This is a genomic window from Roseibium sp. Sym1 (assembly GCF_027359675.1).
Classification (GTDB): domain Bacteria; phylum Pseudomonadota; class Alphaproteobacteria; order Rhizobiales; family Stappiaceae; genus Roseibium.
Genome location: NZ_CP114786.1, coordinates 2,543,964 through 2,566,881, shown reverse-complemented (window position 1 = coordinate 2,566,881; position 22,918 = coordinate 2,543,964). Strand labels below are relative to the sequence as shown.

Sequence of the window (22,918 nt, the reverse complement as noted above, 5' to 3'; positions counted from 1 at the left end):
AAAAACTTCTTAACTTGCAGCGGATAAAGTGTGCTTCCTGCTGGGGAGCACGGGATGGGTGAAAGCCCTCGAAAACGGCGAGATAGAGATTGCGTAATCGGTTAGTTGATTTCGACGCCGTCGGATGGCTGAAGCGTGCGGCGGCAACGATTGGCACGCTTGCAATTGCGTCTGTCTGCCTTGCGGCTGCTGCGCAGGCCGAAACACGCACACTCAAACTGTACAACACCCATACAAAGGAACGTGTGTCCGTCACCTTCAAGAAGAACGGGCGCTATCTTCCCGAAGGTCTGCGCGAAGCCAACCGCTTCCTGCGCGACTGGCGGCGTAACGAAATCATCAAGATGGATCCCGAGTTGCTGGACCTTGTCTGGGAAGTCTACCAGAAGGTCGGCGCGCGTGAGCACATCTACGTCGTGTCCAGCTACCGCTCTCCCGCCACCAACAACATGCTGCGCAAGCGCTCCCGTGGTGTCGCCAAGAACAGCCAGCACACGCTCGGCAAGGCCATGGATTTCTATATCCCGGGCGTCAATCTTGCGAAGCTCCGGGCCACCGGCCTGCGCAAGGAAGTCGGCGGCGTCGGCTACTATCCGCGTTCCGGATCGCCTTTCGTGCATATGGACACCGGGCGCGTGCGCCACTGGCCGCGCATGAGCAGGTCCCAGCTGGCCAAGGTGTTTCCCGACGGCAAGACGCTGCACATTCCGTCCGACGGCAAGCCGATGAGCGGTTACAAGGTCGCCCTGGCTCAAAGCAAGGCCGGCACGTCCCGTACCTCGCGGCCGACCATTGTCGCCTCGAACAACCGGTCTTCTGCGCCCAGCACCCGTGATCAAAGTCTCACGAAGCCCGGCAAGACGATTCCGGTGAACGCCTCCGACGAAACCAGACCCTCTGGCGGCGGCAACCTGTTTGCAAGCCTGTTCGGCGGCGGCAACCGCAACGACAACGAGTCCAAGAGGCCCGGAGCCGTGGGCAACACCCCGCCCGCGAACCTGACGGCCCGGGTCTCGCCGGTCGTCGACAACCCGCCCGTGCCCGGCCGCAAGATACTGGAAACCGAGCCGGAAGCACCCGCATCCCAGCCGTTTGCCGTGGCCAGCGCTGCGCCCGTCCTGAAACCGCAGTCGGCACCGCCGGCCCCCGTGGGCGTGGCCGCGCCCGCCGCCAACACGCTTGACGCGCAGCGCGTTGCCCTTGAATCGGGCCAGCCGGCGTTGCCGAACCAGGAAATCGACACCCGCTTCCAGGTGGCGCGTGCCCCGGCGCAGAAGCCGGCCACCGGCCTGAGCGAAGCCGCAAGGGCGGCCGCCGCGACACTCGGACAGTCCGTCCCGGTGCCGCCGGATGCACCGGCTGATGATCCGGTCGCTGCCATTGCCGCGGCAACGGGCACGCCCGTGCCGTCACCGGCGCCCGCGCCGCGTCCGGAAACCACTCTTGCCTATGCTTCGGCAAATACGGCACCGACAGGCCTGAACCGGTCCCTGCGCCCGTCCATCAGTACGCAGCAACGCGCTTCGGCAACCCGGCCCGGCAATCCGAATGGTCAGGCAGACCGGACGAAACGTCCCACCGTCTCGGGCCGGATACCGCGCGATCAAATCGTCGATCCGCTTGCCGGTTTCGCCAGCCTGCCCGACAAGTCCGCACCGGCGCTTCTTTCGGGAACCGGCACAACACGTCATCAGGCCTTTGCCTGGCTCAGTCATCCGAACCAGCGCTCCCTGGCGAATGTCATGACACCCGGCAACCGCTTTGTCTCGGCAAGTTTCGACAGCACGCCGTATAGCGGCCTGCGGACGGACCGCTTCGACGGCGGACCGGCCGTGGTGGTGCTTCCCGTGCGCTTTGCCAGGTAACGGCATCCAGACAGAACACAAAAAAAGAGCGGCCCAACGGCCGCTCTTTTGCATTTGAACGCTGGACTGGCTCAGCTTTCCGGCATCGCCGGTCCGGCCATGCCCAGGGCATGCAGGTAAAGGTCCAGAACGGCTTCTTCCTCTTCACGCTCATGCGGCTGCTTCTTGCGCAAGCTGACGACCTTGCGCAGGATCTTCACATCGTAGCCATTGCCCTTGGCTTCCGCGTAGACATCCTTGATGTCGTCGGAAATCACCTTCTTTTCCTCTTCCAGACGCTCGATGCGTTCGACAAATGCCCGCAGCTGATCGGCTGCCACTCCACCCGGATCGGACATGTTTTCAAGGCTCCTTGCTGTTTCTTCTTTACTGTCGGATTGCGCGCTCCCGCGAGTGGAGGACGCTTAATGGAATTCAATGCGTGATCGTGCCGTGCCAGACTCGACCCGAACCGTCAAGCGGCCAGACCTGCCCGGCGGCCTTTTGCGTCAATGCTGCGGCTTGTTTTTCTCGAACGCCGCCTTCTGGTCCGAGGTGGCCTCTGTCTGATACTTGGTTTTCCAGTCGTCATAGGGCATGCCGTAGACGATTTCGCGGGCTTCCGCCTTGCCAAGATCCAGGCCTTTCGTCTCGGCCGCGTCCTGGTACCAGTTGGACAGGCAGTTCCGGCAGAAACCGGCCAGGTTCATCATGTCGATGTTCTGAACGTCCGTGCGGTCCCGCAGATGCGCCACGAGACGCCGATAAACGGCCGCTTCCAGTTCCAGTTTGGTCTGATCGTCCATGGCCTGGACCTCCTTTGTCTTGAAGACCGCCCAGTGACGGTCAGTCCGCGTCGCTGCGCGATTTGAAATGCTGAACGCGCCGGCAGTCCAGATTGCTGACGATGTTTCTCAATGTCGGCTCCAGGCGGTCGGCCCATTCCAGGGCGCCCCGCTCATCCGCGATCAGATCCTGCCGCAACTCCAGCAAGGCTTGCGCCAGACCGCGCCGCGTGGCGTGCCGGTACATTGTGTCGTTTTTGAGAGCCCCGTCATAGGGTTCGTTGTCACCCACGACCAGGTCCTCCTGCGCTCTCAATCCGTCCAGCATCGGCCGGACCGCGCGCGGATCGCTGTCCCACAGCACCGTTACGTGCCACGGCCGCGGCACGCCCCGCCAGACCGGCGTGAAACTGTGGATCGATATGATCACGGGCGGCGGCGCTTTCGCGATCATGACGTCAAGCGTCCGGTCGATCAGATCGTGATAGGGCTTGTGAAACGCGTCGATCCTTGACGCACGCTCGCCCGCATCGACACCGGCGTTGCCGGGCACCACTGCGCCGTCGGACAGGCGCATGATCAGCGTCGGGTCGTCCTCGCCCCGGTTGGGATCAATCAGCAGGCGGGAAAAGGTTGTCAGGCAAGCGGGTGCGTTCAGCCGCCGGGCGAGCTCCAGTGTCACCGCGCGGGCGCCGATATCGTAGCCGATATGGCGTTCGAACTGCTCCGCCGGAACGCCCAGGTCACCATAGCCGGGTGGCACGGTGTTGCAGGCGTGGTCGCACAGGAGCAAAAGGCCGGACTCGGTGTCTCCGCTTATGAATTCCGTTGGCTGAAAGGCCACGCCGGTATCGGCTGCAGTTTGTCTCATTTCTCGCTTCGTGGAAATTCGTGCGGCTCCCGGTTTGCAGGCCGTCAGGTTTACGTCAAACCGGGATGGGAACCAAGACCCAAATCGTCTCAGGCGGCCGCAGCCGGGGCAGATGTCCAATTCTAATCAAAAACGATTCCGGTGACCCCAAGCAGTTTTGCCAAGGGGGCCGCAACGCTGTATATGCTTTATTGACAGCGAAAATGATTCAGAAGCGGGTCGGTCATGTTACCGCCCCATTTCTAACCACATAGGGGAGAGGTCCGTCCATTTGGGGCAACGAAGATCGGACGGTCAGGAAAACAAGGTTGGGCGAAAGCTTCCGGATCCTGTTAACGACGTTGACAAGTTCCTCTTGTCCACGCAAAAAGCAATTGTCTGTGAAGCAGCAAAGTGAACGACTGCATATGTTTAAGGTTGGGGAACGGTACCAGGGCAGGTCTCGGGCACGCATGAACGCGCCCATGAAAGCTGTCTTTGCCAGTATCCTCAGCGTGCTGCTTCTTTCCGCCTTCAGTGACGAAGCCAGGGCCGATCTGCGTCTGTGCAACAAGACGGACAGCCAGGTTGGGGTAGCCATCGGTTACAAGGACAAGACCGACTGGGTCACGGAAGGCTGGTGGAACCTTGCTTCAAATTCCTGCGAGACCCTGGTGCCGGGTGCGCTCGTATCGCGATACTATTACATCTACGCGGTCGACTATGACCAATTCGGCGAATGGGGTGGCCGGGCCTTCATGTGCACCCGGGAAAAGGAATTCACCATTCGCGGAATTGAAGACTGCGTGGCACGCGGATTTGAGCGGACAGGCTTCTTTGAAATCGACACGGGCGAACAGAGCAGCTGGACGGTCCAGCTGACCGAACCCGTGCAACAAGGGACAGGTGGGCGATGAGGCGTAACCGACGAGTCAAGATACTGGCAACTCTCGGACCCTCCTCCTCAGAACAAGACATCATCGAAAAGCTGTATTGCTCCGGTGCGGATGTGTTCCGCATCAACATGAGCCATACTGACCATGATCGTCTGAAGATGCTCGTCGAACGCATCCGTTCTGTTGAGGAGAAACTGGGGCGGCCGATCGGCATTCTGGCGGATCTGCAAGGACCGAAACTGCGTGTTGGGACCTTTGCCGACGGACCGGTAATGCTGGAAACAGGCGAGACCTTCACGCTGGACGCGGACACCTCGGGCGGCACCGTCAAACGTGTTCACCTCCCACATCCCGAAATTCTTCAGGCTCTCGAGCCCGGCCACAGGCTGCTGCTCGATGACGGCAAGATCCAGCTGAAGGTGACCGAGGCCAGCGCGACCAAGGCCGTCACCGAAGTGATTGTCGGCGGCAAGCTTTCGGACCGCAAGGGCGTCAGCGTTCCCGATTCCGAAATCAAGACCAGCGCCATGACCGAGAAGGACCACAAGGACCTGATCGCGGCACTGGACCAGAATGTCGACTGGGTCGCCCTGTCCTTCGTGCAGCGCCCCGACGACATTGCCGAAGTGCGCAAGATCACGCGCGGCCGCGCCGGTGTCCTTGCCAAGATCGAGAAGCCGCAGGCCATTGGCCGGCTGGACGAGATCATCGAATTGTCCGACGCCATCATGGTCGCCCGCGGCGATCTGGGTGTGGAGCTGCCACTGGAACAGGTCCCGGGCCTGCAGAAGCGCATCACCCGCGCCTGCCGCCGCGCCGGCAAGCCGGTCGTGATCGCGACCCAGATGCTGGAATCGATGATTTCCGCGCCGGTCCCGACCCGTGCCGAGGTTTCCGATGTTGCAACGGCGGTGTTCGAAGGCGCCGACGCCGTGATGCTGTCGGCCGAGTCCGCTGCCGGCGAGTTTCCGCTCGAAGCTGTCGCCACCATGGACAAGATTGCCCAGCAGGTGGAACAGGACAGCAACTACCGCAACATCATCTACGCACAGCGAACGGAGCCGGAAGCCACCGGTGCCGATGCGATTTCCGCCGCGGCGCGCCAGATCGCCGAAACGCTCAACCTTGCGGCCGTCGTCTGTTACACGACATCCGGCGCCACGGGCCTCAGGGCCTCGCGCGAACGGCCGGCCTCACCGGTGATCGTGCTGTCTCCCGTTCTGGCAACCGCGCGCCGCCTGGCCCTCGGCTGGGGCCTGCACTGCGTTGTCAGTGAGGATGCCGCCAACGAGGAAGACATGATCGACCGCGCCTGCCGCATCTCCTGCTCCGAGGGGATCGCCAAGCCCGGTCAGCGGATCATCGTCACGGCCGGCGTGCCCTTCGGCACACCCGGTTCCACAAACATGCTTCGGATTGCCTTTGTCGGCAATGACGGCCAGGGCGGCATTTGACGATCTAATCGGTTGAATGCCGGACTTGCATTGCATGCAAGCACGCAGTTTGAAAAAGGCGGCCTTGAGCCGCCTTTTTTTCAGGAAGCGATTTTCGACGCGACCTTGCCGCGATCGCCCTCCTTCCGAGAGGTGCTCTCGATCCGATCGACCAGTTTCTCCAGAGCCTCGACAACGTCGGATTTATGGGTGTGATGCGGCATGTGTCCCCCATTGCTCAGGACGACGAGTTCCGCATTCGGCAAGTCCCTCAGCAAACCCTCACTGTGGATCGACGGCCAGACCACGGTGTCATCGGTACCGGTGATGATCACCGCGGGTTGATCAAGTTCATGATAGCTGGCCGAATGACGGGTCACGTCTTCCTTGAGAAACGCGATGTCCGCGGAATTCGCCCTGAAGGATCGCGGCCGGAACAGGAGCGGCAGGTTGATGGCTTCCGCATAGCCTTCGGGTGCCTCTCCTGGGGCGAAGACACGCAGTATCGCGGCCGGCGCCAGCCGCTCGGCCAGCGGCAAGGTCACCGTGCGCGTGAACAGTGGCCCGACAACGGGAAGAGCCGCGATCCTGTAATAAAGGTCAACCCCTCCCGGCCAGGGATGGCTGACAGGCGCGATGAAGGCGAGACCCGCGACCCTGTCCGGCTCGATCAACCCCAAAACGGCTGTCACGGCGGCGCCGTAGCTGTGGCCGACGACAATGGCCCGCTCGATTTCCAGGTGCTTCAGCAGCCCGCCGACCAGCCTGGCCTGTCCTTCCAGGGAGCTGTCCCTCGCGAAACTGCGCTCCGAAAAACCCAGCCCCGGCCGATCGATGAACAGCAATGGGTACCGGCCGGAGAAGGCTCCCTCGAATGCCAGTCTGGTGTCATAGGAATTTCCGCTCGCGCCATGCAGGAACACCAGAACGGGGCGCTCCGGATCAGGATCGCGCCCGGGCGTGAAATGATAATGCAGGTCGACGCCGTCTATCTCCGCAATGCTGCCATCGGGTTCGAAACGCTCGGAGATTTGCTGGACACGCCACGCGGTGTAAATCGCGGACAGCGACAGCAGGAAGAGGATCAACAAGAAGAAATACATGACCGTGCGAACTAGAAACATCATGGGAGTACCGGTGCAGCTTCGCGAACCCTATCGGTACGTTGCCCCGGTCAGGTCGGTTCACCCTCGGCGTCCTTTTCCAGGCTCTCGATCGCCTCGGCGGCGTTTTCGAGACCCGGGTTGACCTCCAGCGCGCGCTTGAACGACTTCAGGGCATCGTCTTCGAAACCCAGGCGGCGCTGAATGATCGCAAGGCCCGACAGGGCGCCCCAGTGCCGCGGCTCCAGGGCCAGCGTCCGTTCGATGTCCACGAGGGATTTGCCGAAGTCCTCGCGCATGTAGTGCACGGTCGCCCGCCGGTTCCAGCCTTCCGCATAGGACGGCTTCAGGATCACGACGACATCGAGCAGATCAAGCGCAAGCGCGTGGTCTTCCAGCTGGATGGCCTTGCCTGCCCGCGACATCAGGACATCGACGGTGGCGCTGCCGGAGTCCATCCACATGAGCTGGATGTCCCGGGCGATGCGCTCGGCCTCCTGGGGGGTGTCCGCCTCGGCCAGGCCGGCAAAGAGTTCCTCCAGACGGGATTTCTCCTCGTCCGGGTCGCTTTCCTCGACGGCCACCTGACCGCCCTCCTCGGGCAGGTCTTCGGGCAACGAATGGAAATCCTCCGCAGACGGCGGCGTGGTTTCCGGACCGAGATCCGGCACCGGCTGGGCTCCGGCAGCAGCCGGTCCGAGGATCAGAAGAAGGGCAAACACAAAAATCCGCATGCAACGATTATGGGTCGCTGCATGCGGCGGTCAATCCGGGAATTTGACACATCTTCGTGCGCCGGGCCGGAAACCTGAACCACGCTTAGGGAAAAGGAGGCCTAACCGCCTCTTCCAGAACACGTTTTCAGGCCCAAAACCACCTTGGGCGCACCAACAGGATCAGCCCTGGCGTGCCTTGAAACGCGGGTTTTTCTTGTTGATGATGTAGACACGGCCTTTCCGGCGAACCATGCGGTTGTCGCGGTGGCGGGTCATGAGCGCTTTGAGCGAGTTCTTGATCTTCATGTCACTGTCCCCCTCAGAGGGTCCTGCTTCTGTAAAACCAAATGAGCGCCAAAGGCGCTCACATTCGATTGGATCGGCCTGGAAGCAGCAGCAGAAGATGCGCCTGTCTTCAGTTCAATCCGCGCTGCCTGAAACCTTCAACCAGCGCAATAATGGTGGGCGTGACAGGGATTGAACCTGTGACCCCTTCGATGTCAACGAAGTGCTCTCCCGCTGAGCTACACGCCCGAATTTCTCGGTAGTCCGGCGCCCCAACGCCGTGGTGGAGTGCGATATAACGGGGATCCGCATTCTGTGCAACCCCCCTTTTTCATCGAACCGTCAAAATTTCCCCAGTCCGGTTCGCAACTCCAATCGCCCCCTGGGGCAACCCGGAATGCGGGCCAATCAGACCCGGCATTCACGCTGCCAGCATGCGCTCCACTTCCTGCACCAGATCCTTCAGGTGGAACGGCTTTGAGAGAACCTTGGCGTCCTTGGGAGCATCGGATTCCGGGTTGAGGGCAACCGCGGCGAATCCGGTGATGAACATCACCTTGAGATCGGGATCGAGTTCCGTCGCCCGGCGCGCCAGTTCGATGCCATCCATTTCCGGCATCACGATATCCGTCAGCAGAAGCGAAAACGGTTCCTCGCGCAACCTTTCATAGGCGCTTTTCCCGTTATCGAACGACACGACGTCGTAACCGGCATTCTCCAGCGCCTTGGCCAGAAAGCGGCGCATGTCATTATCATCTTCGGCAAGCAGGATACGCGGCATTGTTATCGACCATTTCCCTTTTACTTCGGTGGCGGTGCGGGTTCCCCGGAGCGCAACACGCTTGCTGCCGGTTATAGCTCGAATTCCACAGAATGATAGGGAGAATTGGTTCTCCTGAGGTTTTGATGGCACCACTGTGGACTGAGTGTTGATTCCTTGGCACGATAGGCAACGGCCTGAGCCGGGTGACAAACGGAAACCATCATTTGACGGACGACAACCAGCCCCCTGCGAAAGCATCCTTCGAAGCCGACTTCAATGGCTTGCCAGCCTTCGATGTCCTTTGCCCGGCCGACCAGCGGGTTCCGTTCGTGTTCAATTCGCCCCATTCCGGGCGTCAGTATTCCAAGAGTTTCCTTCAGTCCTCCAGACTTGACGAAAAGGCCATCCGCCGCTCCGAGGATGCCTATGTGGATGATCTTTTCGCCCATGTGGTTCCGCTCGGCGCTCCGCTGTTGAGAGCCCATTTCCCCAGGGCGTACCTGGACGTGAATCGCGAACCCTATGAACTTGATCCGAAGATGTTTGACGGCAGGCTGCCGGCCTATGCCAACGTCCGTTCGATCCGGGTCGCCGGGGGGCTTGGGACGGTGGCGCGGATCGTCAGCGAGAATCACGAGATCTACCGGCACAAGCTGCCCGTTGCCGAAGCCCTCGGCCGGGTGGAGGAACTCTACAAGCCCTATCACTCGACATTGCGGCGCCTTCTTGCACAGACCCATGTCACGTTCGGCTATGCGGTCCTGATCGACTGCCATTCAATGCCGTCCAGCGTCAAATGCCAGACGACTGACACCCGCCCGGACTTCATCCTCGGCGACCGGTACGGCACGAGCTGCAGCAGCGACCTGACCGAATTCGCCTGCACCATCCTGAGAGGCATGGGGTACACCGTCAGCCGCAACAAGCCCTATGCCGGCGGTTTCATCACCGAGCATTACGGACGACCGGCGAGCGGCCTGCATGCATTGCAGATCGAGATCAACCGGGGCCTCTACATGGACGAGGTCACGCACGAGCCCTCGTCGGGCTTCGGCGACCTGTTCCACAATTTGCGCAGCTTTGCCCGCGAGCTGACATCGATGCCCGACGCGGCCCTTCCGGCAGATTCCATCGCAGCAGAATAAAAAAAAGGCCGCACTCAAAATATGAGGCGGCCCGAGTCTAGGGAGGAAACGCCCAAGGAGGGCGGCGCGACACAACGTATCGCACCGCAATAATTTCGCATTGCACCGCACAAAGGTCAATACTGAGCCACCCGTTAAACTGAACAAAATATGAGCAGATAGTCAGGTTTTGCCGATCCATTTTTTTGCAGAACAGGTTATACAGGCGGCAATTCGAATAAAGCCGTTGTCAGGCGGCCCGAGTCTGGCGGCCCGCCGTCCGGTGGAGGATATTGATGTCGCAGCCTTTTTCCAGCCCACACCCGTTTGCCCCTTTTCTGGACAGGCTGGCCGATGCCGCCAGCGGCGCCATCATGCCGCACTTCCGGCAGGGGTTCGACATCGACAACAAGTGGGAGACCGGCTTCGATCCCGTCACCGTCGCCGACAGGAATGGTGAAACCGCCATGCGTGCGCTCATCAACAGCACTTATCCCGACCACGGAATTCTGGGTGAGGAGCACGGCCCGGAAAACCTGGATGCCGAGCATGTCTGGGTTCTGGATCCCATTGACGGCACCCGGGCTTTCATCACCGGCCTGCCGACCTGGGGCACGCTGATCGGCCTCACGAGCGCGGGCAAGCCAAGCCTCGGCATGATGATCCAGCCTTATATCGGCGAACGGTTCGGCGGTGATGGTTCCATGGCCTGGTACCGGGGCCCGCTCGGCACGCAGCCGATCAAGAGCAGATCCTGCGCCCGGCTGGAAGATGCCACGATTTTTACCACCACCCCGGCCCTGTTCAACGACACCGAGCGCAAGGCCTTCGACCGCGTCGAGGAACAGGTAAGGCTCTCCCGCTACGGCACCGACTGTTATGCCTATTGCATGGTGGCTGGAGGTCATGGCGACGCTGTGATCGAGTCCGGACTGCAGGCCTATGATATCGTTGCCCTGGTCCCGATCATCGAGGGAGCCGGCGGCGTCGTGACCACCTGGACGGGCGGGTCTCCTGCCGATGGCGGCCAGATCCTCGCGTCAGGCGACCCGAGGCTGCACGAGGTCCTGCTGAAGGAACTCTCAAGGGTCTGAGCGTCTCAGGCGTTGCTCAGGCGCTCCAGGTCCTGTTCCGCTTCAAGACCGGGCACGAAGGCATCGAACGCCGCCCAGAACTGATCCCGATAGACATCCCGCTCGGTCAGGAGTTCATGCTCAGCGCCCGCGATCTCCACATAGGCCGCGGACTTCGTTCTCGAAACAAAATCCTCGATCATCGGCGTGGAAACGATCCGGTCGTTGCTGGCCGCCAGGACAAGGCAGGGCAGCTTGATTTTCGGCCCCGCGTCCCGCCGCCTGAGGGGCATGACCGTTCTGCCGACAGCGCCGAGCCACCCCAGGGTCGGCGAGCCGATGCCCAGTTCCGGTGCTGTTTCAAGGACCTTGTTGAACCTGTCGAACCGGACCCGGTCGGAAGTCTGCCGGTTCTTCTCGAACGAGACAAAGAGTTTGGCATTGCCACCTGGAACGAACAGGCGCCCGAATCCGGCAAGCGAGAGCAGCCTGGCAACCGGAAACGCCACAGTGTCGATGATCCAGGACGTCTTCGGGGCCTGAGCCTTCAGCTTTTGCCTCCCGAGAAGGCCCAGGCTGAAGATACGCAACATGCGCCGTCCCATCCCCTGCAGGCCCGGAGGCAGGGCGTTGGCTGTCAAGCCAAGCAGGGGAGAAGTCAGCACGGCCCTGTCCAGCATGGTGCGCAACCGGTCGGTGTCGGACAGGAGCACAAGCGCACCCGTGGAATGGGCCAGCGCGAAATGCGGTCCGGGATAGGTCGCCAGCGAAACATCCTTCAGGACCGTTCTGAGATCCGTCCGGAATTTCCTGAAACTGGAAACATGCCCCCGTCTTGGATTGCGGGTCAGCCGCTGCGAGCCGCCTTGCCCGCGCCAATCGAAGGTGACAACGGCAAAGCCCCGCGCGCGCAGGTCCTGCACCACTTCAAAGTATTTTTCGATGAATTCCGCCCGTCCCTGCAGCAAGGTCACCGTGCCCTTGCGCCGTGCCCCTGCGGCCGGCCAATGAGCATACCGGATCCGGATACGGTCCGGCGTGGTGACGAAGCCGCACCGGGCACCGTCGGGCACCGGATTTTCGGGAATATCAACAAGCTTGGCGCGCTCTGTTGCGCCCGGATCCGCCGAGGTCTTTTTCTTTTTCAATCGAATACCCGTTTCGCTCAGCACATCTGGCGCCGGACGGCTTGCCGTGTCTGCTCTCCGGCGCCCCCGACCATGCATCCTTCAAGTGATAGCGGGCTTGCGGGTCGCCGACAACAGACTTCAGGCCGGTTCCGGGAGGGAACCGGCCCTGAAAGGTCATATTCCGTACCGGCTCAGTACCAACGGCCCGACCAGTGTCCGTGCCGCCCGCCGCGATGACCGATCGGCCGGCTGCGAACAATCTGGGCATTGCGCGAATCGACCACCAGCCGGAACTTCTGACCACCCCAGGCGCGGGCCTTGACGATGAACATAGGGCCGCGGCGGTCCAGGATGCGGATCTTGTGAAAACCGCGGTGACGCAGGCTCCGGCGGATCTGCCTCGGGCCCATGGCATGGTGACCCCATCCCTGGTGACCGTTCCAGCCGCCGCGATCATGGCCCTTGCGGCCGTGTTTCTTGCGATGGTCGACCTTGACGACCATTTCGGACATCGGAGCCTGCAGCAGCAGGCCGTTTGCCTGCGGCGCGGCGGAGGCGGTGGTCGTGAACCCGACGGAGGCCAGCAGAATGGCGCCGGCGATCGGGGCGGACAATTTCGAAACTTTGGTGAACATCTTGGTCTCTCCTGTGTGTTCCGCCAGCGCCGCGCTGACGTTGGAAAGACATTGCACCGGGCCACTTGAACGCAGTCGGAAGGCCCCGTTCATGTGGCATTCATTTTCGAAACGCCCGCTGTCGCCGCCCTCTTGAAATGAAAAACCGAATTCCCAGATTCACAAGTGCAGGCGCCAATGACGGGTCTGCGCCGCTTTCCTGTCCCGCCAGACCGGGGGACACCGGATTGCACACAACCAGTGAAGTATCAGTTGCTCAAAGAGAGGACAGACACATGCGTCACTTCGACTTTTCCCCGCTTTACCGCTCCACCGTCGGTTTTGACCGGCTTTTCTCGATGCTGGATTCCGCCGGCACCGACACGCCGAGCTATCCGCCCTACAACATCGAGCGCACCGGCGAAAACGCCTACCGCATCACCATGGCCGTGGCCGGCTTTACCGACGACGAACTGAGCGTTGAAGCCAAGGAACACGTGCTCACCATCAAGGGTGAGAAGGCGGAAGAGAGCGAGGACCGCGAGGTTCTTTACCGCGGCATTGCCTCACGCACCTTCGAACGCCGTTTCCAGATCGCCGAACATGTGCGGGTGGAAGGCGCGAGCCTTGAAAACGGCCTGCTCCATGTCGATCTCGTCCGCGAGATCCCGGAAGCCATGAAACCGCGCAAGATCGAGATTTCCTCGGGCGCGGCCAAGCAGATCGAATCGACGGCGCACTAAATCGCCGTCACTGCAACGGCAGTTGATGAATGTGGGGCGCCTGGGAAACCAGGCGCCCTTTTTGGTATTGGCGTGATGTAATACCAACCGCAATTAATAGGAACCCATCTGACCGCGGATGGAAGCGTCACCCCGGACGACCGGAAGGAGAGCCGGGGCCTACTCGTTTCCAGAGCGCTGACGCTTTGACAAGCGGATCGGAGAGTGGGTGCCGGATCTGCGCTACGCTTGTCCGGGACGACACCGGGGATGACGTAATTCCCGTATCAAAACGGAAATTCAGTCAGTCTGTGCCAGCACCTTCAAAAACGCGTCGACCTCCTCCCCGGTCGTGGCGAAGCTGCAGACCATACGGAAGCAGACCTCGTCATCGGACGGGGCATGATCGGCGGCAAGATCCTTGGCCGGCCACTCGTAGATCATGGCACCGGCAGCCTGCAACGCATCGAACCGGCTGCGCTTCAGGATCGGGAAGAGTTCGTTGGCCTCCACGGGCCAGGCCGTCCGGCCGCCGAGGTCCCGGATGCCTTCGGCAAGCCGGGTTGCCATGCCGTTGGCGTGAGCCGCGGTTTCGAGCCAGCTACCCTCCTCGAAATAGCCTTCGAACTGGGCGGCCACGAAGCGGCTCTTGGAAAACAGATGCCCGCCGCGCTTGCGGAAATACTCAAACCCGTTCGCGGCTTCCGGGTCGAAAAAGACAACCGCTTCCGCGCACCAGCAACCGTTCTTGGTGGCGCCGAAGGACAGGACGTCGACACCGGCCTTCCAGGTCATGTCGGCGGGCGAACAGCCAAGCGTCGCCAGTGCGTTGGCAAAGCGGGCGCCATCCATGTGCAGCGGCACGGAGCGGGAATTGCAGACCTCCTTGATCGCGGCGATCTCGTCGAGCGTGTAGACCGTGCCGCTTTCCGTCGCCTGGCTGATCGACACCGTGGCCACCTGGCCATGGTGCACGACGCCGTCGGGAAACGCGGCCATGGCGTCGCGCAGCGCGTCTGCCGAAAACTTGCCGCCGCCGCCATAGACGCTGACCAGCTTGCCGCCCGAGGTCATGAACTCGGGGCAATTGCATTCATCCACCTGGATGTGGGAATCCCTGTGGCAGAAGATCGCCCCGCCCGGCTTGGCGAAAGCTGCCAGCGACAGGGCGTTGGCCGCCGTGCCGGTCGCAACGAAAAAGACCGCGACCTCGCGTTCGAAAATGTCGTTGAAGGTTTCAGATACGGACGCCGTCAGGGGATCCGTTCCATAGGCCGGCGAAACGCCGGTGTTGTGGCGGGACAGCGCCGACATCACCGCCGGAGCCGCACCCGCCCAATTGTCGCTGGCAAAATTCATGCGCCGGTTTAAGCAGTTGGTGCGAAACCCGGCAACCTGAATTTAATCGTAGTACATTTCCCGCCGGCGATAGGACCGGCCGAACAGCCAATCCAGGGAAACGACACCCGGACCCTTCAGGGTCGGCACCAGCAAGAGGAAGATCCACAGAAGACGCACGCTGATGATCTGTTTGTCTGGGGTCGTACTGAACAAAATTCCTATGTCAACGCCGTGACCGGTCACATCGACATAGGTCATTACGCAGATAAACACGATCATACCGAGGCTAGCAAAACGTGTGAACAGACCAAGAACGACAAGCGCAGGTAAAATGAACTCAGCCCATGTCCCAAGGAGCACGATCAGACCATAAGGGAAGAAAGCAATTTGGCTGATATCATAACTCACGGCTTCCGTCATTTTTGGAAGGATCTGGGCATACGCTCCGGCCCCCGGCGTAAAGATATTCATGATACTGCCGTCAATCTTGATCTTGGCGGAATTCCAGAAATACTGCAGCAGCACGGCCGCAAAAATGAAGCGCGCGGCCAATCCCAGGAACCAGCCGTTGGTCAGCCGTTCCAGGGCCCCGAAAACCATCGTGTACAATCGCACGAAAAACCCGATCAAAGCACCCATCATATCCCCCTTCCCGGCTTCCTTGTCCTGCCGGGTTCAGTCGGTTTCATCAGTTGAAAGACGTGCAAACGCACCTTTTGAAAGACAGTCCGACAGACTGTCGGACAATGAAAAATCACCGTTTTGCTCCTGGGCGGTCATGGCAGCGACTGCGAGGTCGGCTCCACCGAACAACTCCTTCAGGAAACAGTCCGCACCGGGCCGGAGCAAGACAAGTTCCACGTCCAGTGCCGGTCGTGAAACCAGCACGGACTGTGCCTCATCGAGGTCGATCTCGATAGTGCTGTCATGCTCGAACCGGTTGGCCCGCAGGAGATCCCAGACCGGCCAGTCCGAAGACAGCACGTCAACCGCCGGATGTCTCACGAAACGGCACGCGCCCACCCTTTCCGGTGCGATGTCGGCCAGGGCGGTCGGGTCCAGCGGTACGACGTCCTCGGCATGAAAGGCCTGCACCCAGGCCCATTCGACGCGGGCGACATCTCCAAGATAGGGATAGGCGGCCAGCGGCGGAAACGCCTCGATGAACCCCGGGAATTCGCCGCCGTACCAGATCAGGACCGGCGACTTCGGCGGATGTTCACTCACGAAGGCACGGGCCAGCGCGTTGAAAAACTCCTCGCCCAGAAGGGACTTGATCGCCGGAAAGGTTTCCCCGAGCGCCTCGGAAAGGCTGACGATCACGTTGTTCCGGTAGACATTGAACCGCTTCGGCGCGGGTTTCCCGTCCGGACCAACGAGCCCTGACGGCACAGGCTGTTCCGGATCCAGCAAGGCCGCACCGAACAGGTCTTCGGCAACGATTTCGGGGACCTGTGAGGAACTCATGTCAACCCGCGCGCCGGATGCCGGGCTCTTCTGCCCGGGCAAGGATTTCGTCAGCCATCCGCGCTTCGGCCAGCAGCACCGGCCAGGCGGGGATCTCGCTGTCCCACTCGACCAGCGTCGGCACCGCTCCGTGAGCGCGAACCACCTGTTCGTAGAGTGCCCAGACGGCATCGTCGACCGCGCGGTCATGTGCGTCGATCAACAACGGCCGCCCGGCATCGTCGGTGTCGGGCGCGTGACCGCCCAGATGGATCTCGCCTACGGCGTCCATCGGGAAACCGGCCAGGTAGTCTTTCGGCGAGCGCTGGTGATTGGTGCAGGAGACAAAAACGTTGTTGACGTCGAGCAGCAGCCCGCAGCCGGTGCGGCGGGCGACTTCCCGGAGGAACTCAAGCTCGCTCATCGTGCTTTGCGCAAAGGCGACATAGGTCGAGGGATTTTCGAGAAGCATGCGCCGCCCGACGATCTCCTGAACCTCGTCGATATGATCGCAGACCCGGCTCAGCGTCGCTTCGTCATAGGGTACCGGCAGCAGGTCGTTGAAATAGGTCGTGTCATGGGTCGACCACGCCAGATGCTCGGAAAAGAGACCGGGTTCATAGCGCCTGTTCAACGCGGCAAGACGCTGCAGATGGTCCTTGTCGAGCGGGTTTTCGCCTCCGATCGACAGGCCGACACCATGCAACGACACCGGATAAGTTGACCGGATGGCTTCCAGTTGCTGATGCGGCACACCGCCCGCGCCCATGTAGTTCTCGGCGTGAACCTCGAAAAACCCGATCGGAGCCTGCGTTTCCAGGATTTCGTTGACATGCTCCGGCTTCAACCCTGCGCCTGCGCGCGCCGGAACCACATCCGGTACACGGGGCTGTTTGTCGACAGAGGTCAGGGCACGCATGGGAATCTCCGGTCATTTTCCGAAAGCGGCGGGGCGGAGAATTCGGCAGGCGGTCCAGGTCCGCCTGTCCGAAACAGTTGGCCGTCTTGACGGCCCGTACAGACCGGACTCAGGCTTCCGGCAGGTCGCGTTTCAGTTCGGTCAGCGAACCGTGACGGCCACCCGGCACTTCCATGGTCGTGCAGGTGCCCTTGGGAACGAGCGTCCAGGCGTTGCCCTGGTAGTCGACAGTGGAGGTGCCTGCACAGGTGGTGCCCGCACCGGCCTTGCAGTCATTCTGGCCCTTCAGGGACACGCCATAGCATTTTTCCTTGGCTTGCGCGTGTGCCGGCGTCGTGGTCGACAAGCCTGCGACAGCGGTTGCCACCGCGCCTGCGACGATTGCTGCGGACATGGCCTTGTGTTTCATCTCGATCTCCTCTGGTCGAACCTGATGTTCAGTCTCGGCCACGACAGGTCTGCAACCGCGCGGCTCACCCCGAAAGTGAGCATATTGCGGATAAATAGGAAATCAAACGGCTGTGACTATATTGCGAGCAGACGTGCCCATTTGGCATTCAGCGGCGGCCCGTATTTGACCCATGATCGCATTTTCTTCGCCGCCGCGCGAGCCGGACCGGTCTCGTGGAGGTAAAATGCGGAAATTGCGGCACGGCCTGCCCAAAGATTAACAAACGCAAGATTCTTACCCAAAACCTCGCGGAAATGACCTTTCCGGACGAATGGAACTTTTCGCGCGAAACAATTATAATGACCCCGAACAGAAAGACACTTGCTCCAGGCTGCGAAATCTGTCATGGTCGCGCCGCTTGGAATAGGACAGGTATGCTGTCCCAATTGCCGAAGGGCGCCGGTCGGTCCAAAGGGACGCGGTGGACAGGGCGACCAGGCTGACCATTCGGCGGTTCCGGGGAGGAATCGCATAGAGGCGAGACGGAACGTTTCGGCAGCGGAGTACCCGCTGCGTCAATGCGGCGGTTTGTTTTGATGGACCACTGCAGTTAATACAACAACAGAGCCGGGGCATATCGAGCCAGGGTTCGCCGAGCCGCATTCTTGATGGAATGCGACCCGAACGGAACCGGACGCTTCAAACCACGGCGACACTGGGGTTTACAGTGAGGGCGCACATGACGAGACAAGAGCTGACGACCAGCACAGCCATGCAAGCCGGAGGACAGGTCTTGAAGACAACGACCACCAGCCGAACTCTTGCCGAAAGACTGGGCACGGCCGCCGACAAAGGGCTCTACTCTCCGTCGCGCGAACACGATGCCTGCGGCGTGGGCTTTGTCGCGCACATGAAAGGCAGCAAATCCCACCGGATTGTGGCCGACGGCTTGCAGATTCTCGAGAACCTGACACACCGCGGCGCGGTCGGAGCCGACCCCCTGATGGGTGACGGCGCCGGCATGCTGGTGCAGATCCCGCACGGATTCTTCGCCGACGAATTGGCAAAGGCCGGGACGCCGCTTCCCGATGAAGGCGACTACGGCGTCGGGTTCATCTTCATGCCCCAGGACGATGCGCTGCGCGCGAAATGCGAAGCCATCATCGAGCGTGTCATCGAGGAAGAAGGCAAGAACCTGATCGGCTGGCGCGACGTGCCGGTCGACAATTCCTCGCTCTCCAAGGCACCCGACATCGCCGCCACGGAACCGGTCTCCCGCCAGGTCTTCATCCGGAATTCCGGCGGCGACCAGGATGCATTCGAACGCCGCCTCTACGTTCTGCGCAAGGTGATTTCCAACCGTGTCCGCGCCGAGACCGACGCGGTTTCCAAGGGCTTCTACATCGTCTCGCTGTCGTGCCGCACCATTGTCTACAAGGGCATGTTCCTGGCCTATCAGCTCGGCGCCTATTACGCGGACCTGAAGGACGAGCGCTTCACCTCCGCCCTTGCCCTCGTGCACCAGCGCTTCTCGACCAACACCTTCCCGTCCTGGGACCTGTCGCACCCTTATCGCATGGTCGCCCATAACGGCGAGATCAACACCCTGCGCGGCAACGTCAACTGGATGGCGGCCCGCCAGGCGTCCGTGTCGTCCACGCTGCTTGGAGACGACATTTCCAAGCTCTGGCCCATTTCCTACGAAGGCCAGTCGGACACGGCCTGCTTCGACAACGCCCTGGAATTCCTCGTCATGGGCGGGTATTCGCTTGCCCATGCCGCGATGATGCTGATCCCGGAAGCCTGGGCCGGCAACCCGCTGATGGATGACAACCGCCGGGCCTTCTACGAATATCACGCGGCTCTCATGGAACCGTGGGACGGGCCCGCCGCCGTGGCCTTTACCGACGGCCGCCAGATCGGCGCGACGCTTGACCGCAACGGTCTGCGCCCGGCCCGCTACATCGTCACGGACGACGATTTTGTCATCATGTCCTCCGAGGTCGGGGTTCTTCCGGTCGAGGAAGAGCGCATCGTCCAGAAATGGCGCCTGCAACCGGGCCGGATGCTGCTGATCGACCTCGACGAGGGCCGGATCGTCTCCGACGACGAGATCAAGCGCCAGCTGTCCACGGCCAACCCCTACAAGGACTGGCTGCACCGGTCCCAGATCGTCCTGGAAGACCTGCCGGGCGTGCGCCAGCGGGCGCCGGTCGCCGGTGAAAGCCTGCTCGACCGCCAGCAGGCCTTCGGCTACACGCAGGAAGACATCAAGCTTCTGATGACCCCGATGGCCACGGTCGGCCAGGAAGCCATCGGCTCCATGGGCACCGACACGCCCCTTTCGGCGCTGTCGGACAAGTCCAAGCTGCTCTACACCTATTTCAAGCAGAACTTCGCCCAGGTCACCAACCCGCCGATCGACCCGATCCGCGAGGAACTGGTGATGAGCCTGGTCTCGTTCATCGGCCCGCGCCCGAACATCTTCGACCTTGAAGGCGCCTCGACCTCGAAGCGCCTGGAAGTCCGCCAGCCGATCCTCTCCAACGAGGACCTGGAGAAGATCCGGGCCATCGGCGACATTGCCGACAACCAGTTCTCGGCCAAGACCCTGGACATCACCTACAATGCCGAAAAGGGCGCCGGCGGCATGGAGGGCGCGCTCCGCGAGTTGTGCGAACGCGCCGAAAAGGCGGTCCTGGACGGCTACAACATCATCATCCTGTCCGACCGGCTGATCAGCCGCTCGCGGATCGCGATCCCGGCCCTGCTGGCGACGGCCGCCGTGCACCACCACCTGATCCGCAAGGGCCTGCGGACTTCCGTCGGCCTCGTGGTCGAAACCGGTGAAGCGCGCGAAGTGCACCACTTCTGCGTTCTGGCCGGCTTCGGCGCGGAAGCGATCAACCCCTATCTCGCCTTCGAGACGCTCCTGTCCATGCACATGGAAATGGACTTCCCGGAGGAAGTAGACCAGTACGAGGTGGTCGAGCGCTACATCAAGTCGATCGACAAGGGCATCCTGAAGGTCATGTCGAAGATGGGCATTTCGACCTACCAGTCCTATTGCGGCGCCCAGATCTTCGATGCCGTCGGCCTTTCCTCCGAGTTCGTGAAGAAATATTTCTTCGGCACGGCGACCATGATCGAGGGCATCGGACTTGGCGAGGTCGCCGAGGAAACAGTCCAGCGCCACGAAGAAGCCTTCGGAGACGTTGCGATCCTGCGCCGGTCCCTGGAAGTCGGCGGCGAATACGCCTACCGGACACGCGGCGAAAGCCACATGTGGACGCCGGAATCCATCGCGACGCTGCAGCACGCCGTCCGCTCGAAGCTGCCGGACATGTACCGGGCCTTCGCCAAGCAGGTGAACGAGGACAGCGGCCGCTACGCGATCCGCGGACTGTTCCGCATCAAGTCCGCCGAGGAAATCGGCCGGACGCCGATCGAGCTTGACCAGGTCGAACCCGCGGAAGACATCGTCAAGCGCTTTGTCACGGGGGCCATGTCCTTCGGCTCGATCTCCCGCGAGGCGCACACCACCCTGGCGATGGCCATGAACCAGATCGGCGGCAAGTCGAACACCGGTGAAGGCGGCGAGGAACCGGAGCGTTTCAACCCGCTTCCGGACGGGTCGACCAACCCGCAGCGTTCCGCAATCAAGCAGGTTGCTTCGGGCCGCTTCGGCGTGACCACCGAATATCTCGTCAATTCCGACATGATCCAGATCAAGGTGGCTCAGGGCGCCAAGCCGGGTGAAGGCGGTCAGCTTCCCGGCCACAAGGTCGACGCTGTCATCGCCAAGGTCCGTCACTCCACCCCGGGTGTCGGCCTGATTTCGCCGCCGCCGCACCACGACATCTATTCCATCGAGGATCTGGCGCAGCTCATCTACGACCTGAAGAACGTCAATCCGCAAGCCGACATTTCGGTCAAGCTGGTGTCGGAAGTGGGCGTCGGCACGGTTGCGGCAGGCGTTGCCAAGGCACGCGCCGACCACATCACCGTGTCGGGCTACGACGGTGGCACGGGCGCTTCGCCGCTGACGTCGATCAAGCATGCCGGCAGTCCCTGGGAAATCGGCCTGGCGGAAACCCAGCAGACCCTCGTCCTGAACGGGTTGCGCTCGCGCATCGCGCTCCAGGTTGACGGCGGCCTGCGCACGGGCCGGGACGTCATCGTCGGCGCGTTGCTGGGAGCCGACGAATTCGGGTTCTCGACCGCGCCGCTGATCGCCGCGGGCTGCCTGATGATGCGCAAGTGTCATCTGAACACCTGCCCGGTCGGCATCGCCACCCAGGACCCGGTCCTGCGCAAGCGTTTCAAGGGCACCCCGGAACACGTCATCAACTACTTCTTCTATGTCGCGGAAGAAGTCCGCGAACTGATGGCCAATCTCGGGATTGCCAGGCTCGACGACATGATCGGCCGCTCCGACTTCCTCGACAAGAACGGGGCGCTCGAGCATTGGAAGGCCAAGGGACTCGATTTCTCCCGCATCTTCTTCCAGCCCGAGGCGGCTCCGGAGGAAACGCGCTGGACCGAGCGTCAGGATCACCCGATCCACGACATTCTCGACCGCCGCCTGATCGCCGCTGCCAAACCGGCGCTGGAGAACAAGACGCCGACGGTCATCGAGGAGACCATCTGTTCGGTCGACCGTTCGGTCGGCGCGATGCTCTCCGGTGAGATTGCCAAGCGCTACGGCAACAAGGGCCTGAAGGAAGCCGACACGCTGACGGTCAACCTGAAGGGAACCGCCGGTCAGGCCTTCGGCGCCTTTGTGTCGCGCGGGGTCACCATCAATCTTGTCGGCGACGCCAACGACTATGTCGGCAAGGGACTTGCCGGCGGCAAGCTGATCGTTCGGCCTCCGGAAAATGCCCGGATCGTTGCCGAAGACAGCATCATCGTCGGCAACACCGTGCTGTACGGCGCGACCGAGGGCGAATGTTATTTCCGCGGCGTCGCGGGCGAACGTTTTGCCGTGCGCAACTCCGGCGCCATCGCCGTGGTCGAGGGCGTGGGCGACCACGGCTGCGAATACATGACCGGCGGTGTTGTCGTTGTCATCGGCCAGACAGGCCGCAACTTCGCGGCTGGCATGTCCGGAGGCATCGCCTACGTGCTCGACGAGGACGGATCCTTCGGCTCCCGCTGCAACCTGGCCATGGTCGATATCGAACCCGTGACCGAAGAGGATGACCTGCTTGAAAAGCTGCATCACCACGGGGGCGACATCGAGCACAAGGGCCGCGTCGACCTGTCTTGCGACATGACCCGCCACGATGACGAGCGCCTGCGCCAGATGCTGGCCAAGCACGCCAACTACACCGGCTCGGCCAAGGCCAGGGCCATCCTGGACGACTGGACGACCTACCGTCCGAAATTCGTCAAGGTCATGCCGGTCGAATACCGCCGTGCGCTCAGGGAAATGGAAGAGCAGCGCCTGGGCATGGTCGCTGCCGAATAACCCGGCACTT

21 protein-coding genes and 1 tRNA gene are annotated in these 22,918 nt (G+C 61.7%); 7 read left to right on the top strand and 15 right to left on the bottom strand.

The features are described 5' to 3' along the window. The first annotated feature begins 89 nt into the window (after window positions 1-89). Complete coding sequence (locus O6760_RS11720) at window positions 90-1,865, top strand: DUF882 domain-containing protein (protein ID WP_269585541.1); 1,776 nt, start codon at window positions 90-92, stop codon at window positions 1,863-1,865. A gap of 71 nt (window positions 1,866-1,936) precedes the next feature. On the opposite strand, the gene O6760_RS11715 is transcribed toward O6760_RS11720, so the two are convergent. The 3 genes from O6760_RS11715 to O6760_RS11705 form a co-directional block, all read right to left on the bottom strand. Beyond that, on the bottom strand, window positions 1,937-2,203 hold the full coding sequence (locus tag O6760_RS11715) for a DUF2312 domain-containing protein (RefSeq protein WP_269585540.1): 267 nt from the start codon (window positions 2,201-2,203) through the stop codon (window positions 1,937-1,939). Window positions 2,204-2,353: 150 nt separating this feature from the next. After that, on the bottom strand, window positions 2,354-2,650 hold the full coding sequence (locus tag O6760_RS11710; RefSeq protein ID WP_269585539.1) for a DUF1244 domain-containing protein: 297 nt from the start codon (window positions 2,648-2,650) through the stop codon (window positions 2,354-2,356). A 40-nt stretch (window positions 2,651-2,690) separates the two neighbouring features. Beyond that, the gene (locus O6760_RS11705; protein ID WP_269585538.1) at window positions 2,691-3,500 is read right to left on the bottom strand and encodes an N-formylglutamate amidohydrolase; all 810 of its coding nucleotides are present in this window, start codon (window positions 3,498-3,500) and stop codon (window positions 2,691-2,693) included. 464 nt (window positions 3,501-3,964) lie between these two features. Here O6760_RS11705 and O6760_RS11700 point away from each other — a divergent pair, with 464 nt between their 5' ends. Further along, the gene (locus tag O6760_RS11700; protein ID WP_269585537.1) at window positions 3,965-4,396 is read left to right on the top strand and encodes a DUF1036 domain-containing protein; all 432 of its coding nucleotides are present in this window, start codon (window positions 3,965-3,967) and stop codon (window positions 4,394-4,396) included. Then, the gene (gene pyk, locus O6760_RS11695) at window positions 4,393-5,829 is read left to right on the top strand and encodes a pyruvate kinase (protein ID WP_269585536.1); all 1,437 of its coding nucleotides are present in this window, start codon (window positions 4,393-4,395) and stop codon (window positions 5,827-5,829) included. Before O6760_RS11700 ends, pyk begins: the two co-directional genes overlap by 4 nt. A gap of 80 nt (window positions 5,830-5,909) precedes the next feature. Here pyk and O6760_RS11690 read toward each other — a convergent pair whose 3' ends face one another. From O6760_RS11690 to cpdR, 5 genes are all read right to left on the bottom strand, one after another. After that, window positions 5,910-6,935: an alpha/beta fold hydrolase gene (locus tag O6760_RS11690; protein WP_269585535.1), complete on the bottom strand. Its 1,026-nt coding sequence runs from the start codon at window positions 6,933-6,935 to the stop codon at window positions 5,910-5,912. 47 nt (window positions 6,936-6,982) lie between these two features. Then, window positions 6,983-7,645 (bottom strand): tetratricopeptide repeat protein, encoded by a 663-nt coding sequence (locus O6760_RS11685; RefSeq protein ID WP_269585534.1) that lies wholly within the window; start codon window positions 7,643-7,645, stop codon window positions 6,983-6,985. A 162-nt stretch (window positions 7,646-7,807) separates the two neighbouring features. Continuing rightward, window positions 7,808-7,933: a type B 50S ribosomal protein L36 gene (gene ykgO / locus O6760_RS11680; RefSeq protein ID WP_006932207.1), complete on the bottom strand. Its 126-nt coding sequence runs from the start codon at window positions 7,931-7,933 to the stop codon at window positions 7,808-7,810. A gap of 153 nt (window positions 7,934-8,086) precedes the next feature. Then, window positions 8,087-8,161: transfer RNA gene (locus tag O6760_RS11675), tRNA-Val, on the bottom strand. Window positions 8,162-8,333: 172 nt separating this feature from the next. After that, a complete protein-coding gene (gene cpdR / locus O6760_RS11670) occupies window positions 8,334-8,693 on the bottom strand; it encodes a cell cycle two-component system response regulator CpdR (RefSeq protein ID WP_068409675.1) in 360 nt (119 codons plus the stop codon). Between the two features lie 263 nt (window positions 8,694-8,956). On the opposite strand from cpdR, the gene O6760_RS11665 reads away from it, so the two are divergent. Both O6760_RS11665 and hisN read left to right on the top strand, forming a co-directional pair. After that, the gene (locus tag O6760_RS11665) at window positions 8,957-9,820 is read left to right on the top strand and encodes an N-formylglutamate amidohydrolase (RefSeq protein ID WP_269586263.1); all 864 of its coding nucleotides are present in this window, start codon (window positions 8,957-8,959) and stop codon (window positions 9,818-9,820) included. A 275-nt stretch (window positions 9,821-10,095) separates the two neighbouring features. Continuing rightward, window positions 10,096-10,893: a histidinol-phosphatase gene (gene hisN, locus O6760_RS11660; protein WP_269585533.1), complete on the top strand. Its 798-nt coding sequence runs from the start codon at window positions 10,096-10,098 to the stop codon at window positions 10,891-10,893. Window positions 10,894-10,898: 5 nt separating this feature from the next. Here the strand turns inward: hisN and O6760_RS11655 are convergent, their stop codons facing one another. Further along, window positions 10,899-12,020 carry an alpha/beta fold hydrolase gene (locus O6760_RS11655; RefSeq protein ID WP_269585532.1) on the bottom strand — a complete coding sequence of 374 codons (1,122 nt, stop codon included), beginning with the start codon at window positions 12,018-12,020 and terminating at the stop codon, window positions 10,899-10,901. Between the two features lie 173 nt (window positions 12,021-12,193). Continuing rightward, window positions 12,194-12,637, bottom strand: a complete 444-nt coding sequence (locus O6760_RS11650) for a hypothetical protein (protein WP_269585531.1) — start codon at window positions 12,635-12,637, stop codon at window positions 12,194-12,196. Between the two features lie 275 nt (window positions 12,638-12,912). Between O6760_RS11650 and O6760_RS11645 the strand changes: the two genes are divergently transcribed. After that, window positions 12,913-13,359, top strand: coding sequence for an Hsp20 family protein (locus tag O6760_RS11645; RefSeq protein ID WP_269585530.1), 447 nt, complete (start codon window positions 12,913-12,915; stop codon window positions 13,357-13,359). Between the two features lie 279 nt (window positions 13,360-13,638). Here O6760_RS11645 and O6760_RS11640 read toward each other — a convergent pair whose 3' ends face one another. The 5 genes from O6760_RS11640 to O6760_RS11620 all read right to left on the bottom strand — a co-directional run bounded on the left by O6760_RS11640 (window position 13,639) and on the right by O6760_RS11620 (window position 17,453). Further along, complete coding sequence (locus O6760_RS11640) at window positions 13,639-14,697, bottom strand: threonine aldolase family protein (RefSeq protein ID WP_269585529.1); 1,059 nt, start codon at window positions 14,695-14,697, stop codon at window positions 13,639-13,641. A 42-nt stretch (window positions 14,698-14,739) separates the two neighbouring features. After that, the gene (locus O6760_RS11635; protein ID WP_269586262.1) at window positions 14,740-15,318 is read right to left on the bottom strand and encodes a DoxX family protein; all 579 of its coding nucleotides are present in this window, start codon (window positions 15,316-15,318) and stop codon (window positions 14,740-14,742) included. A 36-nt stretch (window positions 15,319-15,354) separates the two neighbouring features. Continuing rightward, entirely contained in the window at window positions 15,355-16,146 is a 792-nt protein-coding gene (locus O6760_RS11630; RefSeq protein WP_269585528.1) for an HvfC/BufC N-terminal domain-containing protein, read from the bottom strand. Between the two features lies 1 nt (window position 16,147). Beyond that, window positions 16,148-17,044, bottom strand: coding sequence for an MNIO family bufferin maturase (gene bufB / locus O6760_RS11625; protein WP_269585527.1), 897 nt, complete (start codon window positions 17,042-17,044; stop codon window positions 16,148-16,150). 109 nt (window positions 17,045-17,153) lie between these two features. Then, window positions 17,154-17,453: a BufA1 family periplasmic bufferin-type metallophore gene (locus O6760_RS11620; RefSeq protein ID WP_269585526.1), complete on the bottom strand. Its 300-nt coding sequence runs from the start codon at window positions 17,451-17,453 to the stop codon at window positions 17,154-17,156. A 721-nt stretch (window positions 17,454-18,174) separates the two neighbouring features. Here O6760_RS11620 and gltB point away from each other — a divergent pair. Further along, window positions 18,175-22,908, top strand: coding sequence for a glutamate synthase large subunit (gene gltB, locus O6760_RS11615; protein WP_269585525.1), 4,734 nt, complete (start codon window positions 18,175-18,177; stop codon window positions 22,906-22,908). Window positions 22,909-22,918 lie beyond the last annotated feature (10 nt).

Excerpts from the sequence above, each read along its gene's own strand:
- gltB (WP_269585525.1), top strand. The coding sequence starts at position 18,175 with ATGACGAGACAAGAGCTGACGACCAGCACAGCCATGCAAGCCGGAGGA.
- O6760_RS11650 (WP_269585531.1), bottom strand. The coding sequence starts at position 12,637 with ATGTTCACCAAAGTTTCGAAATTGTCCGCCCCGATCGCCGGCGCCATT.
- pyk (WP_269585536.1), top strand. The coding sequence starts at position 4,393 with ATGAGGCGTAACCGACGAGTCAAGATACTGGCAACTCTCGGACCCTCC.
- cpdR (WP_068409675.1), bottom strand. The coding sequence starts at position 8,693 with ATGCCGCGTATCCTGCTTGCCGAAGATGATAATGACATGCGCCGCTTT.
- O6760_RS11635 (WP_269586262.1), bottom strand. The coding sequence starts at position 15,318 with ATGGGTGCTTTGATCGGGTTTTTCGTGCGATTGTACACGATGGTTTTC.
- O6760_RS11620 (WP_269585526.1), bottom strand. The coding sequence starts at position 17,453 with ATGAAACACAAGGCCATGTCCGCAGCAATCGTCGCAGGCGCGGTGGCA.
- O6760_RS11710 (WP_269585539.1), bottom strand. The coding sequence starts at position 2,650 with ATGGACGATCAGACCAAACTGGAACTGGAAGCGGCCGTTTATCGGCGT.
- O6760_RS11715 (WP_269585540.1), bottom strand. The coding sequence starts at position 2,203 with ATGTCCGATCCGGGTGGAGTGGCAGCCGATCAGCTGCGGGCATTTGTC.
- O6760_RS11640 (WP_269585529.1), bottom strand. The coding sequence starts at position 14,697 with ATGAATTTTGCCAGCGACAATTGGGCGGGTGCGGCTCCGGCGGTGATG.
- O6760_RS11700 (WP_269585537.1), top strand. The coding sequence starts at position 3,965 with ATGAAAGCTGTCTTTGCCAGTATCCTCAGCGTGCTGCTTCTTTCCGCC.
- O6760_RS11690 (WP_269585535.1), bottom strand. The coding sequence starts at position 6,935 with ATGATGTTTCTAGTTCGCACGGTCATGTATTTCTTCTTGTTGATCCTC.
- hisN (WP_269585533.1), top strand. The coding sequence starts at position 10,096 with ATGTCGCAGCCTTTTTCCAGCCCACACCCGTTTGCCCCTTTTCTGGAC.
- O6760_RS11645 (WP_269585530.1), top strand. The coding sequence starts at position 12,913 with ATGCGTCACTTCGACTTTTCCCCGCTTTACCGCTCCACCGTCGGTTTT.
- ykgO (WP_006932207.1), bottom strand. The coding sequence starts at position 7,933 with ATGAAGATCAAGAACTCGCTCAAAGCGCTCATGACCCGCCACCGCGAC.
- bufB (WP_269585527.1), bottom strand. The coding sequence starts at position 17,044 with ATGCGTGCCCTGACCTCTGTCGACAAACAGCCCCGTGTACCGGATGTG.
- O6760_RS11685 (WP_269585534.1), bottom strand. The coding sequence starts at position 7,645 with ATGCGGATTTTTGTGTTTGCCCTTCTTCTGATCCTCGGACCGGCTGCT.
- O6760_RS11705 (WP_269585538.1), bottom strand. The coding sequence starts at position 3,500 with ATGAGACAAACTGCAGCCGATACCGGCGTGGCCTTTCAGCCAACGGAA.
- O6760_RS11630 (WP_269585528.1), bottom strand. The coding sequence starts at position 16,146 with ATGAGTTCCTCACAGGTCCCCGAAATCGTTGCCGAAGACCTGTTCGGT.